The 15973-nt window shown below is 28.9% G+C and carries 14 protein-coding genes; 2 read left to right on the top strand and 12 right to left on the bottom strand.

Annotated features, from left to right (window positions below; translation table 11 throughout):
- Positions 1 to 109: 109 nt before the first annotated feature.
- From FQU21_RS15175 to FQU21_RS15160, 4 genes are all read right to left on the bottom strand, one after another.
- On the bottom strand, positions 110 to 751 hold the full coding sequence (locus tag FQU21_RS15175) for a DUF6266 family protein (RefSeq protein WP_147678861.1): 642 nt from the start codon (positions 749 to 751) through the stop codon (positions 110 to 112).
- A 157-nt stretch (positions 752 to 908) separates the two neighbouring features.
- The gene (locus tag FQU21_RS15170; RefSeq protein WP_147678860.1) at positions 909 to 1340 is read right to left on the bottom strand and encodes a DUF6943 family protein; all 432 of its coding nucleotides are present in this window, start codon (positions 1338 to 1340) and stop codon (positions 909 to 911) included.
- 267 nt (positions 1341 to 1607) lie between these two features.
- Positions 1608 to 2231, bottom strand: coding sequence for a hypothetical protein (locus FQU21_RS15165; RefSeq protein WP_147678859.1), 624 nt, complete (start codon positions 2229 to 2231; stop codon positions 1608 to 1610).
- Positions 2232 to 2234: 3 nt separating this feature from the next.
- Positions 2235 to 2666, bottom strand: coding sequence for a hypothetical protein (locus FQU21_RS15160; RefSeq protein WP_147678858.1), 432 nt, complete (start codon positions 2664 to 2666; stop codon positions 2235 to 2237).
- 1021 nt (positions 2667 to 3687) lie between these two features.
- Between FQU21_RS15160 and FQU21_RS15155 the strand changes: the two genes are divergently transcribed.
- On the top strand, positions 3688 to 5151 hold the full coding sequence (locus tag FQU21_RS15155) for a hypothetical protein (protein WP_147678857.1): 1464 nt from the start codon (positions 3688 to 3690) through the stop codon (positions 5149 to 5151).
- Positions 5152 to 5156: 5 nt separating this feature from the next.
- Positions 5157 to 5354, top strand: coding sequence for a hypothetical protein (locus FQU21_RS15150; protein ID WP_147678856.1), 198 nt, complete (start codon positions 5157 to 5159; stop codon positions 5352 to 5354).
- Between the two features lie 266 nt (positions 5355 to 5620).
- Here the strand turns inward: FQU21_RS15150 and FQU21_RS15145 are convergent, their stop codons facing one another.
- From FQU21_RS15145 to FQU21_RS15110, 8 genes are all read right to left on the bottom strand, one after another.
- Positions 5621 to 7216, bottom strand: coding sequence for a hypothetical protein (locus FQU21_RS15145; protein ID WP_147678855.1), 1596 nt, complete (start codon positions 7214 to 7216; stop codon positions 5621 to 5623).
- 193 nt (positions 7217 to 7409) lie between these two features.
- Entirely contained in the window at positions 7410 to 8315 is a 906-nt protein-coding gene (locus FQU21_RS15140) for a DUF5655 domain-containing protein (protein WP_147678854.1), read from the bottom strand.
- A 14-nt stretch (positions 8316 to 8329) separates the two neighbouring features.
- On the bottom strand, positions 8330 to 9676 hold the full coding sequence (locus tag FQU21_RS15135) for a restriction endonuclease subunit S (RefSeq protein WP_147678853.1): 1347 nt from the start codon (positions 9674 to 9676) through the stop codon (positions 8330 to 8332).
- Positions 9669 to 11297, bottom strand: coding sequence for an HsdM family class I SAM-dependent methyltransferase (locus tag FQU21_RS15130; RefSeq protein WP_147678852.1), 1629 nt, complete (start codon positions 11295 to 11297; stop codon positions 9669 to 9671). Before FQU21_RS15130 ends, FQU21_RS15135 begins: the two co-directional genes overlap by 8 nt.
- 10 nt (positions 11298 to 11307) lie before the next feature.
- The gene (locus FQU21_RS15125) at positions 11308 to 14376 is read right to left on the bottom strand and encodes a type I restriction endonuclease subunit R (RefSeq protein WP_147678851.1); all 3069 of its coding nucleotides are present in this window, start codon (positions 14374 to 14376) and stop codon (positions 11308 to 11310) included.
- A 185-nt stretch (positions 14377 to 14561) separates the two neighbouring features.
- Positions 14562 to 15284, bottom strand: coding sequence for a hypothetical protein (locus FQU21_RS15120; RefSeq protein WP_147678850.1), 723 nt, complete (start codon positions 15282 to 15284; stop codon positions 14562 to 14564).
- A gap of 32 nt (positions 15285 to 15316) precedes the next feature.
- Positions 15317 to 15601, bottom strand: coding sequence for a MerR family transcriptional regulator (locus tag FQU21_RS15115; RefSeq protein ID WP_147678849.1), 285 nt, complete (start codon positions 15599 to 15601; stop codon positions 15317 to 15319).
- Positions 15602 to 15603: 2 nt separating this feature from the next.
- Positions 15604 to 15900 (bottom strand): helix-turn-helix domain-containing protein, encoded by a 297-nt coding sequence (locus FQU21_RS15110; RefSeq protein ID WP_147678848.1) that lies wholly within the window; start codon positions 15898 to 15900, stop codon positions 15604 to 15606.
- Positions 15901 to 15973: the final 73 nt, after the last annotated feature.

Genomic DNA, 15973 nt, shown 5'->3' with positions numbered 1-15973 from the left:
CGTGTGTTTGTAAGGGTTTTTGAATTTTGTGTGCTGATTTGTGTGCTAATAAAAAAAACCGCTACAATTTATGTAACGGTTTTAAACAATGTATATTTAAAAAACAAATCTATGAAGCCGTACCAGAGCCTAAATATACACTGTTAGAAACTTGACCTCCATCATCAGTAATAAACGCCATAAAAAGCTCTACTGTATCACCTGCATAAGCATTTGGAATAGTTACAACTTCTGTTCCTACCGTTCTATCTGCACCATCAAGTATTGAAATTGATTCTTTTTTACTTGGATTGTAAACTAACAACATCGCTTTATCTGTTGCATTAGCATTTCCTCCTGTTGAGTTATCATCCCAACCAAAAGCAACTTGTCCTGCTACAGTTAAATCTGTTGTACCATTAACCACACCTGCTAAATTACCCCTACTTAATAGAGCTAAAGAATAATCAACCGTAAAGTTGGGTGCAGTACCCGAAATTGCATTATTCAACACATAAGACATCGCTGCATTGAATTCTGTTTTACCTACAGCATAAGATTTATATCCTTTTCGAATAAAACTTAAATTTGGCTGAAGGTATTCCAACGTAGCTGAAAACTTATTACGTTGATTTACCTGTCCTTCTGTTCGTGGATTGGCTACACTTACTGGTTTTGCTCTGATGTAATCAATGTTTTTCCATCTTCCACCTACTACGGTTCCTACTTTACCAGAGAAACCTCCTAAAATACCTTGGGCTATCTTCCCCATACTTATAAAATATTTAAAATTAACATACATTCGGATTTGGTACGGACATGATATAGACTTTAAAACTCTAACTAATATACGGTCATATAATAAAATACAACGAGTTAAAATACCGATATACAATAGATTACTACCATCTACACTAAATTACTATCGACTACTTAAAACCTAGCTGAATTAAAGAGTTTGCAAATGATAATTTTAGATTTTCGAGCTTAATTATTGTTTCTTTAAGTTCTTGTTGTTTTTTACTAATACTAGCCACAACTTTAATGCTCTTTTGAAACTCAAAACCACTACTCTTATTGAATTTAACACCTTTTTTAAGCGTGTTTCTACAATCATCTATTGAGATAAACGGAATAACACTTCCTTTTAAATAATAAGCGTAAAAACCGCCTATTTGTAGCATCATAGATAAATGAAACAGCGTGTTTTTTTCTTTTTCGGTTGAAGTTTGCACTACAAAACAATTAGGACAAGGATTTGAGAGGGGTTTTCCGCTGTTTAGACCTTTATTTAGGATGAAAAAATGAGGGTTTGAGTAAGTTTTTCCTGTACGGTGTGTTTTTAGTTCAAAAGTTGACATAGCTATCCAATTTAAAATTGCTCGCTACGCTTCGCTACATTATTTTTTTGAAAAGAAAAAAAAGATAGCTACAGTTGTTGTGGCGTGGGTAAGGCTGTCAAGTTTTTTGGATAAAAGTTTTTTGAGTTATAATGTTTAAATGAAAAATAAAATTGCTTGAAAAAAGTTTTATTCAAAACCCTTTAGGGCTTGAACTTTATAGCCTTGTGCGGCTGGCTGAGATAGCCACATATATTTGCTTCCTTTTTTTTTTAATAACTATCTATTTTATGGTGTTTTAATAAAGATAGGATTTAAAAATGAAAAATATGTCGGCGATATTAAATGGATATTACGCCAATTAAAAACAATATTATTACTCGGTCTAATTATATGTGAATAACCAGCAGTTGTAGGATAATAAGATTCAGTATTATAAGTTTTACCATGACAAGTAGCAAATTCATTTTCTGTTCTGACTTTTTTGTCTAAATTCAGATAGTAATCTTCATTTGTTGCACATAAAAAAACACCTAAATCAACTGAATTACTTTGTATAAGATTATCTATTTTCTTTAAATCATTTATAATTTTCATTCTTATTTGTTTACCTCCAGAATTACTTTCCTTTTTGTGTGGGAATTTAAACTCAATACCTATACGATATACTTTATTTTTATCGACAATCTCAAAGTACAAATCAAGAAACTTACCATCTTTAAAATTGGCTTTAAAAAGGTCTTTCTCAAAATCAATATTTGTTACGTTTAAAACACGATTAGAAGCTAATGACCATGCAAATTTAAAGACTAACGTTTTTTCTGATGAAATCGTAATTACACTTTGATTTAAGGCCACTTCTAGCGAAGACCAAATTTTATTTATTTCTTTTTCAATGATTTTTAAGTCCATAAGTTAATATTTAAAGAGGTTAATTATTTCTTCTTTTTTATCGAAAACTAGATTAAAATTAAAGGTTTCGTTTCTACCATCTGTTGCGCTAATAGGATTGTATAGTTGTAATTTACCTGCTATCATAGTGATGTCTCTATTTGTATGAGGGAAATATTCCGATATGAGCGAGTAGTCATCATATTTATACTCTTTTGTAGCATTATCATATTTATATATAGATAGTGTAGCAAAATCAATGAGGCACTTTACACCTAACAAATCAATTTTAAAACAGCAAACAACACGTATTTCTGAATTAACTAGAAAAAACTCCAAAAAATGAATATCTTGAAAAGCACTTACGTCATTGGTATTTATGTATACTAGATTATTACCTGTATATTCTAAATATAAATGACCTAAAAATACTTTCGGTGGCTTATTTATTTTCATGACTAATTAATTGTTTTTGAGGTGGTTATTACAACAATATAACAAACTTTTTTATAAAAAAAATGTCAATTTGTTTGGTTTATATTTTTTGATATATTTTAAAAAATGTATGTTTTATTAGTAAAAAATTATGTATGGATTGGACTTAATTATATATATTACATGGAACAATAAATTCAACTTTTCTGGGGAAATAACACTTAAAAAAATAGGTTATAGTTCGTTTTTGAGCGTTGGATGAAGCGCTTGTATGGGTATTGGGTTAAATAGTTGTTTGATAAAACAGCATTTAAATTAATACTTATACAGGACTTTTAGACGATAGCTTTTTGTTTTTTTGAGGAACGAGAAAAAGCAATATGCTATGGCGTAGTACTAATTTTCTTAAACCTATTTTTTTATATCCTATTTCTTGGGTGGTGGGGAAAAGTGGTCTTTAATATTTGTTAGTGAAATGAAACAAACAAAGACTTGAGTTAAGGAATACTTGGACTTAATGATGGTTTTGTGCAGTTGAATGAGATAACGAATATTATTTTCAATTATCTTAATCCTTTAATTGTTCGATTGTTTAATGTTTGTTCAAAATGTGGTTATATGTTCGGAAGTGAGCGTTGGATGAGCGGATATTTTACATAATGACAGTTATAGGTACGAAAATATAATAAAACGCCGTAGGCAACCATTGAAAAGATTTTTGCTCCTATAACTACGCATTATGTAACTTAGCTTTGGGTTGGTTTTGTGGCGGAATAGTTGTTTTAAGCGTTGGCAATAGCTCTTTGCTTTTTTATTGTACCAATTTATTAAAATAGATACTTTTAGACAAAACAAGCAATGTGCTATTATAGCGTTGGCTACAACTATTGTGACATAAAACCAACTATGCGGTGGCGCGCGGAACAACACAAAAGACAGAGGATTTTGAGGTACGAAAAAACTGGGTTTTGGGTTGTGGGGAAAAATAATGTTTCATTAATAAAGTATTACTATCTTCGACTACAAGACAAAAAAACAAAAAATGATTAGTATATATAATAACATTGTCAAAATTGAAAACCTTATTATTGAAGTTCAAAAAATATATGAAAAAAGATATGATTTGAAGCAATTTGAAATTAAAAACAGCTTAAGCATCTTAAAAAGAACAATTGATGAGTTTAATGAAGATATATATGTTAATGTTGAACATCCTTATGTTGATAAAACTTACAGAGATAGTTATTATAAGTACTTCGCTTCAAAAAGAGATACATTTTCTAGAGACACCATCAGATTATCATTTTTTAATGAACAAGTAGAAGATAAAGACTTTAGGGAATTAAAAAAATTAGAAAATCTAGAAGATTCTTATTTAGGTTTCATGGTATTAAGACCAACTTTTCCTCAGATAATTGGACGAACTGTGCTAAGAAAAGACTGTCTTAAAAGAACTGATTATATTACCAGTGGTGTAGTTTATAATACAACAGTAAATAGTATAAAATTAAAAGTAATAGGTTTTCCTCATTCTTCTCAAGATTCTGAAACAATATCTTGTGCAGAAACTACAGTATGGGGATTATTAGAATATTTTGGTTTTAAATACCCTGAGTATAAACCCATGCTCCCTTCAAAAATAAATGATGTTTTAGGCAAATATTCTACCGAGAGACTAATACCTTCAAATGGTCTTACTGCTGGACAAATAGCTTATGCCCTAAAGGAATTTGGATTCGGTGTTAAAATATACTCAAGAAAGTCTTATGGGAATGAATTTGAAAAAATAATAAGAGTTTATGTAGAATCTGGTATACCTATTGTCGGCTTGATTCAAAACACCAATGGGATAGGGCATGCTTTAAATATAATAGGACGCGCTAATATAACTAAAGACTCTATTAACCATTTAAGTATGGCGAAGACAATAGATAACAATGTAAACGTATATGAATTTGAAGAGCTTGATATAGACTATTGTTTTGTAGACGATAATTATCCTCCTTACCAATTAACAAAATTAAAAGATCCTGCATCATATTACACCAATCCAAAATGGAAAGGATGTGAAATCACTAATATAATTGTACCACTCTATCCTAAAATTTATCTTGAAGCTGGTGAAGCAAAAAAAATTGCCTTCACTGTTATTGAACAGCTAAAACTAATCAAGGATAAAGACATAGTTGTAAAGACATTTTTAGCTTCTAGTCGATCATTTAAAAATGCTATTGCTCTTAATGAAAAACTAAATGAAGACGCAAAGGAACTATTATTAGCTACTAGTATGCCGAAGTTTATCTGGATTATGGAAATAAGTGATAAAGACTTAATAATAAACAATCTAATAAGTGGAATGGTAATTATGGATGCAACTGAGCCAAAAAGACTTGGAATTATTGCTGCTTTAATAGAAAATACTTATATTGCTAATGATATGGCTATTTTTAATAAAATATCTATACCTTTGCAGCCATTTACAGCATATAATAATAATTTAAATTAAACACTATGGCAGATTTAAAAAGTAAATTTGAGCTTGTGTTGGAAAGACTTAATGAAGAAGGGAAAGTAACAGTTATTAATGAAGAAGATAAAGATGAGATAATGGATAAAGTTGCAGAAGAACTTGATGAATATCGATTTGAAAATCAAAAAAAGATAAGAGAGTCACAACAAGAAATAGCAACCGTGGTTCTTACTTCATAAAATATATTACTAGCACATAAAGAAAAGCCAATATGAATTATTGGTTTTTTTATTGCTTAAAATTTATAAGTTTTACGGATTTATATAATATTTAGCCCAAATTCGTTTAAACAGGAATTATGCTCTCTACTAGCTTTTATTTTTTTTCAACTTCAACTATTCCAGTATTCACTTCTTTTAAGTTGATGATTGCGGCTAGTGAACAGCACAAGACTAAGGACAGAGTTTAATTTACATATCCAAACTGGGTTTTGGGGAAATTAGTTTTAATAAAATTTCTCAATTATACTTTTCAAATTCTTAAACTCATTTTCAATTAGAAAATCAAACAGTTTTTGCCTATTATAATAAATATCTAATTTCTTTGGCTTTAAACTACCTCCTTTTAATTTATCTAAATCTTCAATAGCATCTTTGGTATATTCACTTGATGTAATATAACAACCTTTAAAAACGTAACCCTCGCTAATATCTGTTTTAAACTTTTGTTTAATAAACGGAAGAGTCCTTTTAAAAAACCAACCAATTGTATTTTTTGTTTTATAATCACCTAATGGTATTGCGTAAGTTGATTTGTATCCCTTTAATTCAACTACAATAATCTCTTTAGGATTTGAAGACTTAATGACATAATCATATTCATAACCTTCCGTAGAAGTGGTATTATCTTTTTTATTAGTAATATTTTTAGAGAAATAGAAATTAGGTTTTATCTCTGCATTTGGATATTGATGCTTTAATACCTGATACATAATAACCTCAAAGAGAGTTCCTTTAATAGCTTTTAATTGGTCTCCTTGACCAGAAACATCAATCGTTGTTAGCGTATCTTCAATAATCTTTTCAAAATCATCTTCTTCTAACAACTTTTTGTTGATTTGAAGTTTTGATATGTTCTCTAAAACACTAAAAATATTTGAGCCATAAATTGAACCAATATCATAGCTTAGAAAGCCTAACTTTTTAATCTTGTTTAAAATTAAACCTGTACAATTCTTGTATACAATTATTGGTACAACTTTACGCTTACCTATAGAAACTGAATTAAGATTAATTTGTATGCGGTTTAAAAAACCGTCTAAATCAATTTGCTCATAATCTCTGCTAATTAAAACGTCTAAAACTACTAACGTCTGCTTTTCTGGAATATTAGAATCTTTAGCGAGAGATGGATTTATACCTGTTGTTTTTGTATAACCGAAAGCATCCCAAACTAAATTATTATGTTTAGCACCTTTGGATGGATTATTTTTATTTCTATAAACAATATTCTTATTATCGATCAGGTTAGATTTAATTATCCAATCAATAATATCCTTAATAAAGGCTGTATCGGTAGACATTTTAGTAAAATGAATGTGCATCAGGTTTTCTTCATCTTCCCTCCTATTTTTTAAGATTATATACTTAACTAAATTCTTATCTACTTTTTGATATACAATCTCAAACTTCAACAATAATTCGATTAAATCATCTAGATAATCAACCTTTGATACACCATTAACTAGCGGTGAAGCAGTGATTTTTAATGCTTCATAATAAGATATAATACCATCATTTATATCTAAAGCAACAAGCAGCCGATACAATACTGGCCTATGCCTTTTAGATATTACTTTTATTCTGTCCTTTGTAAAACTAGTTGTAGGTTTACAATAAGCATATTGACCTTTACCAAAAGTTAAAGGTGCTGAAGATTTTATTAATTCTTTTTTAGTTGCGCGTTCTAATAATTTACGGGCATAACTATTTGTTACTTGAAATGTCTCTTCAAGAAGTTGGCATAATTCACTACTCACTTTTATCTTCTTATCTTGAAGATTTTGTAAAATAAAAGATTCATATTTATTTAAGTTGGCCATAAGTAAATGTCACACTGCACTTATATTATTTAATTAATACTTTTTAAGCGCTCTTTGAATTTTAAATATAATAATTGTTTTTATTTCTATATATTTGATTGTCAGCTATTTATTTTTTAAAAATTACTTATTTATAATTGAAAAAGCGTAGTTAAATATCTTTATTTGTCACAAACATATTAAAATAGGATAATCAAATAGCTTGTTTGATTAAACTCATAATATATTCTAAATCATTGGTATTTTTAATGACTAATTCATAATCACCATTTCCCCAATGACCTATGTTAGACACATCACGCATTAAGTTTTTAGGGTCATCGAGTTCACCACTTTTTAAGTTTACCCATAGCTTTATACCACTTTTTTGAATTAAAATATCACAGATGATACGATTGCCTTTAAAAGCAATTCTTTTCTTACGAGGTATTATTTCTATGTCTTCTTTGAAATTTAATATAGAATCTCTAAAAGTTTCATACAACTCTATTGCACTATCAGACTTATTTAATGTATGGTCTTCTTCTGAATAAACTTTAATTTCTTTAGTGATATTATCTAACTGTGTATTACTCGATGTAATTGGTTTAATACTTTCTGCCGATTTACTTTTCTTTATTTGATTTACACTAATTAAATTGTTCTCATAACGTTTTACTTCCCACAACTCAATAGCTATATCTTTAAAGTTTGTAGCTGTTTTTTGGTTTTCTGTAAAACCTGTTGAAACAAACACAACTCTTGTTTGACTCCAATCTACATCTGTACGCTGTAAATTTTGTTTTAGTGTTTCATTATACTCTACAATAAAATCTGCTTTGTTTTCGAGCATTAAACTCAAATAAGTAAACCCCTGGTCTACAACACTTATATTTTTACTTCGCTTATATTCAATAATTATAAAAGCTTTTGATTGTGTATCGTAAGCTAAAGTATCTATACGTTTATTTTTAATAGAGAACTCAGATTTCACTAATTGCAAATCCATTAACTCATTTAAATTATTTTCAAAAAGTGACTGTATTTCTCTTTCTAATTTAAATGGCTTCTCTTTTAATATACTAATAGATTCTTTTGATTTTAAGTTATATAAATGCATTGTATGAATGTTCTTTAACTATAATTCTCTTGTGGTTCTGCTGCTTGATTAATATGCCCTTGTGCTTCTTTAACCGTTACTTGACCATTCATTAGCATTGGTAATAACCAATCTCTTAAATCTGCTAATTTTTGATTTTCTCTTAGGTTTTTTTGCTTTTTTGCGTGTATAGGTTTTATTTTTTGGTAAAACTTTTCTACGATGTCTTTTTTAGGAAAGACCGTTTTATAATTGGTTACAAAGCTTTCGAACAATAAGTTTTTAATACCGCTTGTTTTTCCTTCCCAACCAAATAATACTCCTGCATCATATAACCTATTCCATTGGTAAACGAAATTATACAAATAGGTTTCGTCTTTTAAAGTGACTGCTTTACAAAAGTTAGAACAGATTAATGGATTCTCGAAACGCTCTAAAGTTTCTTGTGTTACAAAAGCCATTCTACCTGTAGATTGTGTTGGACTACCACCAGATATTTCAATTATTAAATCTCCTTCTTCTAATAGTTTATGAGTGTTTTTTTCTAAAATAAAACGCTCTGGTGCTTTTACTTCTCCATTACCATTTAAACCATTAATATCTGCACCACGAATACAAGATACTTGTTCTGTATAATTACCCTGCTTAGATTCTTTACCCCAATCTCCACTTTTATCTTTTTCTATCCAATCTGCAATGGTTTTATCTTGCCAACCTTCAGGTATTTCTTTTTTAAGGGTTTTATTATACACCATTTTACCAGCTGATGCTTTATATGGTTTACCGTTAGCATTTGGAAAATCAAACTGCACAAACCAATAGTCATAAATGGTTTTTGTCAATGCTTCTAATTCAGTATTTATTTTGTTATTGACATCTATTTTTGAATCTAAATCAGATAAAACTTTAGCTATCTGTTTTTGTATATCGAGATTTGGAAATATAAATTTTAAAGCCCCTATATCATCAGGCAATATTGATGGATAAGACGAAACGCTATTCTGAGCTAAGGTATGTAAGTAATTTGTTATATGATTTTGAGTTAATAAATAATATAAGTATTTGGGTAAAATTTCATCATCAACAACATCAATGGTAGTGAAACCTGTTGACACTATTAAATTTTCAATTTCTTCTTCTAAAATACCATAATGTTCTTGGTTTGGTCTAACAGTAGAATATAAAATTGTATTTAATTTTGTTTTTCTTTGAGCCCTACTAGGTATTTTATCTAATTGAGTATTTAGACTCTTTAATGAATCAATATTGTTTCTTGTTAAATTACCAGTATCTAAATAATTAATATTTTTTGGTAAATTATTTTTACCATAAGTAGAATCATTTAATACTGCTATTTTATTTATTCCTGTTTCATTATTCATATCCCAAATCATTAATATTATTGAGAATCTCTAACTCTAAAAATTTACTTTCTTCAAAAAGACTTTTTAAATTCTCTTTAGATGACTTTAGTTTATTTTCATAATCGTTATTTGAAATATCTATATGTTCAATTTTAACATCAAAATATTGACCTGCACTTAAAGAATAATTTCTAATTTTTATATCATTATATTTTAAAACAACTGAAAAATCATCAACTTTTGTTTTAGAATTAAATGCATCAATAATTCTATTTTCTTCATCTTCTGATAAAACTATTTTTTGATTTTTGCCCTCCTTAACTTTTGTCCCTAAGTTCGACGCATCAAGAAGAACAACATCCTCTGTATTACTTTTATCTAAAAAGATAATCGAAACACTTGTAGGCGTATTTGCAAAAATATTACCTGGCATACTTACAACACCTGCCAATATTTTACTTTCAACCATTTTCTCTCTAATTTTTTTATCTATACCCGTTTGTGCAGTAATAAAACCAGTAGGTACTACAATAGCTGCTTTACCTGTTTTGGTTAAACTATACATAATATGTTGTAAAAACAAGCTATAGATAGACATACTACTTTTTTTACTTTTTGGAATATTTGGGATTCCCGCAAAAAAGCGTTCGTTATTCTCTTTACTATCTAAATCGTCTCTATACTCGCTAAAATCTAATTTAAAAGGTGGGTTTGATACGATATAGTCAAACTTCTGTAATTCGTTATTATCATCTTTATGATAAGGTGATAAAATAGTGTTACCACGTACTACATTTTGTAATGAGTGTACTAAATTGTTTAGTATTAGGTTTAAACGCAATAGTTTAGATGATTTTTTAGAAACATCTTGTGAGTAAATAGTACATTTATCTTCGCCAATAGCGTGAGCTAAATTCATTAAAAGCGTTCCCGATCCCGCACTTGGATCATAACAAGTAACATCTTGAATATTGTCTTCTGTTACCATTATAGAAGCCATAATTTTAGCTACTGCGTGTGGTGTGTAATATTCTGCATACGTACCACCACTATCGTTATTATAGTCTTTTATTAAGTACTCAAAAATAGTAGCATAGAAATCGTATTTTTCATTAAAAATATGTTCGAAACTGAAATCTACTAATTGGTTTACAATTGCCTTACAAAACGCATTACGCTCTGCTGTTTCTACAATTTCACTAATACGCTCAAATAAAGGTTCTTTAGAACCACCTGTTGTTTTTACTGAGAAGATGTCATTATTTTGAATGGCAATATCCATTAAGGTATCATCAAACGTTTTAGCAAAATCTGGTGTGTTTTGTATATCGAACAAATGTGAAATAAAATGTTGCGGTTGCAATACTGCTGTGTCTGCATTTAACTGTAAGGTTAGCATTTCATAATCTTCATCAGGTAATGCTTCAATAGCTTTTTGCCATTTTTCTGCTTTCGCTAATTCGGGATTTAATTGTTTTACCTCATAAGCAAATTTGTCGTTTAAAAACTTATATAGAAATACTTGTGTTATGATTTTATATTCGTCTCCATCATTACCCAAACCATAATTAGAACAAATTCCTTTAAGGCTATCTATTAGGTTTTTTACTTCTGTTTGAAATTGTACTGTTGTTGTCATTTATTTTTATCTAAGCTGTACGCCCGTGAAATTCGTTAGTATATTCTTGAACTACTAAATTATTTATGAATTTAGAAGTCTCTGGATTTAGTTTAATATTATTTTGCTTGACAAACTGATTAATCACCAATTTAATCATCATCTTATCTAAATAGCCTTCATTTTGTAATAACCTACTATTTTGTATTACTTGTAGATCTGCTTCACTTTTAACCGATTGTAAAGCTTCAAATAATTGGCTTTCTCTTTTTGTTAAACCACCTTTTTCTACCAATCGCTTATGAATACGACAGTATTTAGGGTCGTTATCATATTTAGCTTGAAGTAGTTTATTTTGTCTGTTTAACTCTAATATTTTTGCGTGAATTTCTTTTAACGCTCCAATATTAGCTTTCATATCCTCTTGCGTTACTTCGTTTAATTTCTTCTTCTTAAACAGACGCTCTAATTCATCGTACAAACTTACAAATTCAGGGTCTTTTTTATCAAAATTACTTGCTAATTCTTCTCTTGTTTTGCGAAGTGTATCTTTTAATTGATCTGCTAAAATTAGTTCTTCCTCTCCAACCTTATTAAACATAAAGACTACATCTTCTAACGCTACATTTAATAGATTAGTAGTATCTATATTGTTTTCTAATGCTTCCTTTTGGTTTAGCAATTGCAAGTGATTATTTGCTTCTCTATATAATACTGAAAGCTTTTTAAAATCTACTTTTTCTAACAACTCATAATGCCCAAACAAACGAATTAGATTGTACAGACTTTTAGCATTACCTAAAGCCTTTACTATACCTAACATTTTTTTACGATCTGATATTTGAGAAATTTGCTGTGAGAAGTTTTCAGCATTTAAAGTATCATAATGAAATAATATCTCTTTTATATCTGCTATTTCCTCTTGAATTTCTTCTTTAGATTTAAAGATGTTAGAATAATGTTCCATTTCATCACCTAAAACCTCTTGAAGCTCTTCAAAGTAATCTTTATTAGTTTTATCAAACTCTGCTTTAATGTCTGCGAAATCAACTACAAAACCATATTTATAATCTTTATATGTTCTATTTACTCTGGTTAATGTTTGTAATAGATTATGCTTTTTAATTAAACGACCTATGTATAGTTTCTTTAGTCTTTTAGCATCGAAACCAGTTAATAGCATATTGTAAACAAAAAGAAAATCTATTTTACCATCTTTAAAATCTTCTACTTCTTGTTTACGTTCTTCTTTAGTACCTATGTCGTGAAGAATTAAAGCTGCTTTTTTTACTTTATAGCTTTCTCTTTTTTTATCTCCATAAGATTCTCTTTCTTCTGCAACTTTGTCTAAAACAACAACATTGCTATCTCTATATTTGTTATTGAATATTTCAAATAACATTTTAGCTTGATCTGAACTATCACATACTACCATTGCACCAACTGATGCATCGTTATTCATTAATCTAAAACTTTCAAAATCTTCAACAATGTAATCTAACATTGGTTCTGCAAAACGTGCATCTGCATAGATTTTCTTTTTAGGAACATCACCTTGTAATACTTTAATTTCTTTTAAGGCTTGCTCTAAAACCATTTTATAATTAGATGCTATTTCTTCTCTAATTAGTTTTAATGTGTAACCATCTGCAATAGATGCATTGTAATAGTATTTATGAATATAATCGCCAAACAAGGTTTTAGAATTATACTCTGTACCCAATAAAGGTGTACCGGTTAATCCAATTTTAATAGCATTTTTATCTGACTGCTCTAAATTTGCTAAAAAACTACCTTCTGGATTATAACTACGATGTACTTCATCTAAGAAATAAACACGTTGAATATTAATATCATAATCTTGTTCTGTTACTATTTTAGCATCATCTGAAAACTTTTGAATATTTACTACTGTAATTTCTGCGTTTCCTCTTTCGTTATGTAATGCTGCTTTAGATTTTATATCTGCAACAAATTCATTTCTTGAATTAACAATATGCACCGTTAAACCTCTGCTTGTAAATTCTCTTTTAGCTTGAATTAATAAATCTAATCTATCTACTATAAAATAGAATTTTGGTATTACATTTTGTTTTTGATAATAGTCTGTTAGAAACTTAACATTGTAATACGTTAATGCTGTTTTACCACTTCCTTGTGTATGCCATATAATACCTTTTCTTATACCCTCATTTAGTTTATTCTCTATTGCTTTGGTTGCAAATAATTGAGGATAACGCATTATATGTTTTTGTAAGGCTGAGCTTTCATTTACGTATGCAATTGCATATTGTAGAATAAAAGATAGCCTATGTTTAGAAAACAAAGAGGTAGACACTCTGTTTGTTGGTGTATTGGAATCTTTATTAGTTAAAAACTCTGGTGAGTGCTTAATAATAACTAAGTTATTATCTTTTAGGACTTCATTTTCTGTAGTATCATTTTCAGATAATAGAAGACTATTTAAATCAAGCGTTTCTTCTTCTCTGAAATAATTAAATATTGGTTTGTGATAAGATGGCGATGCATAAAATACACCTTGTATAGTATCCATGTCACTACTATCGTATTCCATATTATTTGAGAATACCATTAACTGTGTAATATTTACAAAGCGTCTAAATTTTTTATTTTGGAAACGTTTATTAATTCTGTTACGCTCTGCAATAATCCCTTCTCTGTTATTAGGTTTCTTAACCTCTATAAAAACTAATGGTAAACCATTAACTAAAAGAATTATATCTGGTCTAAATTCTTCATCACCATTTTTATAAGTTAGCTCTGTAACAACATTAAATGTATTGTTTTCAAAGTTTTCAAAATCAATAATCTTATGTCCCGTTTTTTGACTTAATCTCTCGTAGAATGCTTTTCCTAAATCTTCATTATCTAATAGTAATGATACATCACTTAATAACCTTTTAGCTTCATCTACTTCTAAATCATTGTTTATCTTTTGAACGCTTTCAATAAATATATCTGTAAAAATGTTCGTTTCTTCATTCCAAACTGCTCCCTTTAATGATAAATATTTATATCCTAAACGTGTAAGATGTAATATTGATGGTATTTTGACTCTTGAATCTTCGTTGAATTTCATTTAGTTTTTTGATTGATTGATCTGAATGCAGACTATAAAAATATAAATATAAATTGGTATAACATTACGGTATTTCCCATTAAGCAATAATCTTTAACTTAAAACACTATAGGCATGTCGCTATCGTTGTTTGTTTAATATTGCTTATTGATATAGATAATGCTATTGTTGTATTATATATCTACTTATAATGTTTCTATTTTTTTCCTTCTTTTAAAGTATAATTCGGTGTAAATCTTATCAATTTGCTGAATATAGTAGCTTCCATTTAAAAAGACAATATTTTGACTTTCATCTCTATATTCGTTTCCTTTTTTAGCTGCATATACTTGATTTTTTTGAAGTTTTAGATATTGTTTTTTCACTTCAATTAAACCCCATCTTTCAGCTGCTTGTTTTAGCCTGACCGCTTTATTAATTGTGATTCCGAAAAATTCCTTGATGCTTAACACAGATACTTCCGCATATTTTTTGGTATCACAGGAAAACGTAATAGTCTCATCGGCGCTTCTACTTTTTAGCACGTTGCTACTACGTTTAAAATGTTTCCTGCAATATATTTTGTACGGTTGTGTGTATATAATTGCACCTAATGTTGCCCTAATATGTGTTACATCCTTATACGTAAAAGGATATGCTCTACGTGATACCCAATCGTATTTTTGCCTTATTTTTTCTAAAGACATCAATCTATAGAACTGATAATCTTCATCGTAATGTAACCACTCTAACTTTTCAAGCCTACTGAAATTAGACTTTACCGTTTTGGTTGTTTTACATAGCGTTAAACTTGCACAATCTATGTTGTAATTATCCCAATGAATCTTTCCTGAAGGGTAGCTTAATTTTAAATAAACATACAACCTAAAAGGGTTTTCTGAATTATTTTGCACTACCCAATTACACATTTGCAATGGAATATTAACTTTTGAAATATTTACTATTTTTTTTTACTCGGATTGTAATTAGCATCAATTACACTATGAATGTCTGAGAGTTTATAGAAAATCTTAGTTTTGACTTGTAAATAAGGTAAAATACCTTCATTACGCCACGTACTAGCTGTTTTAGCTGTTATTTTAAAGAGTTGCAATATATCAGCATTGTCTAAGATTGTATATTCTGGCAATTGCTTATTAGCTAATGCTTGTTGCTTTATTAAATATTCTAACCTGTCGTTTATCTTTTTAAGACTATCGTTTATTGGGTGTTTGAATTCTGCCATAATTAGTTGTTTTTAGAGTTAATACTAATTAATGCCTGGTCTAATTCGGTACGTTTATACCTGATAAGGTTTCCTAATCTGTAAGGTTTTAGAATACCTTTTTTATTCCAATCTGATAAGGTTACTAATGAAACTTTTAAAATTTTGGCAGCTTCTTTTCTGGTGATATATTCAGCTGGTTTTACAGGTTGAAAATGCTCTACTAAAGCTTTTAATTCTGTTCTGACATCGTTTAGGATGTTCTCTTTTAATTCGTTTGGCGAGATACCAAATACATGTGTTACTTTACTTTGTTCCATCGTTATGGGTTTTATTGTTTGATGGGATAAAATTAAATAAGATGTACTTTGATAAGCGTACCAGAAGGTACTC

Source organism: Algibacter pacificus (genome assembly GCF_008033385.1).
Lineage (GTDB): Bacteria > Bacteroidota > Bacteroidia > Flavobacteriales > Flavobacteriaceae > Algibacter > Algibacter pacificus.
The sequence above is the reverse complement of the archived record's forward strand: the minus strand, read 5'-3'. Positions and strand labels throughout refer to the sequence as shown.

Coding starts and splice junctions, on each gene's coding strand:
- FQU21_RS15115 (WP_147678849.1), bottom strand. CDS start 15,601: ATGGCAGAATTCAAACACCCAATAAACGATAGTCTTAAAAAGATAAAC.
- FQU21_RS15170 (WP_147678860.1), bottom strand. CDS start 1,340: ATGTCAACTTTTGAACTAAAAACACACCGTACAGGAAAAACTTACTCA.
- FQU21_RS15145 (WP_147678855.1), bottom strand. CDS start 7,216: ATGGCCAACTTAAATAAATATGAATCTTTTATTTTACAAAATCTTCAA.
- FQU21_RS15110 (WP_147678848.1), bottom strand. CDS start 15,900: ATGGAACAAAGTAAAGTAACACATGTATTTGGTATCTCGCCAAACGAA.
- FQU21_RS15155 (WP_147678857.1), top strand. CDS start 3,688: ATGATTAGTATATATAATAACATTGTCAAAATTGAAAACCTTATTATT.
- FQU21_RS15165 (WP_147678859.1), bottom strand. CDS start 2,231: ATGGACTTAAAAATCATTGAAAAAGAAATAAATAAAATTTGGTCTTCG.
- FQU21_RS15120 (WP_147678850.1), bottom strand. CDS start 15,284: ATGTGTAATTGGGTAGTGCAAAATAATTCAGAAAACCCTTTTAGGTTG.
- FQU21_RS15175 (WP_147678861.1), bottom strand. CDS start 751: ATGGGGAAGATAGCCCAAGGTATTTTAGGAGGTTTCTCTGGTAAAGTA.
- FQU21_RS15160 (WP_147678858.1), bottom strand. CDS start 2,666: ATGAAAATAAATAAGCCACCGAAAGTATTTTTAGGTCATTTATATTTA.
- FQU21_RS15140 (WP_147678854.1), bottom strand. CDS start 8,315: ATGCATTTATATAACTTAAAATCAAAAGAATCTATTAGTATATTAAAA.
- FQU21_RS15150 (WP_147678856.1), top strand. CDS start 5,157: ATGGCAGATTTAAAAAGTAAATTTGAGCTTGTGTTGGAAAGACTTAAT.
- FQU21_RS15125 (WP_147678851.1), bottom strand. CDS start 14,376: ATGAAATTCAACGAAGATTCAAGAGTCAAAATACCATCAATATTACAT.
- FQU21_RS15130 (WP_147678852.1), bottom strand. CDS start 11,297: ATGACAACAACAGTACAATTTCAAACAGAAGTAAAAAACCTAATAGAT.
- FQU21_RS15135 (WP_147678853.1), bottom strand. CDS start 9,676: ATGAATAATGAAACAGGAATAAATAAAATAGCAGTATTAAATGATTCT.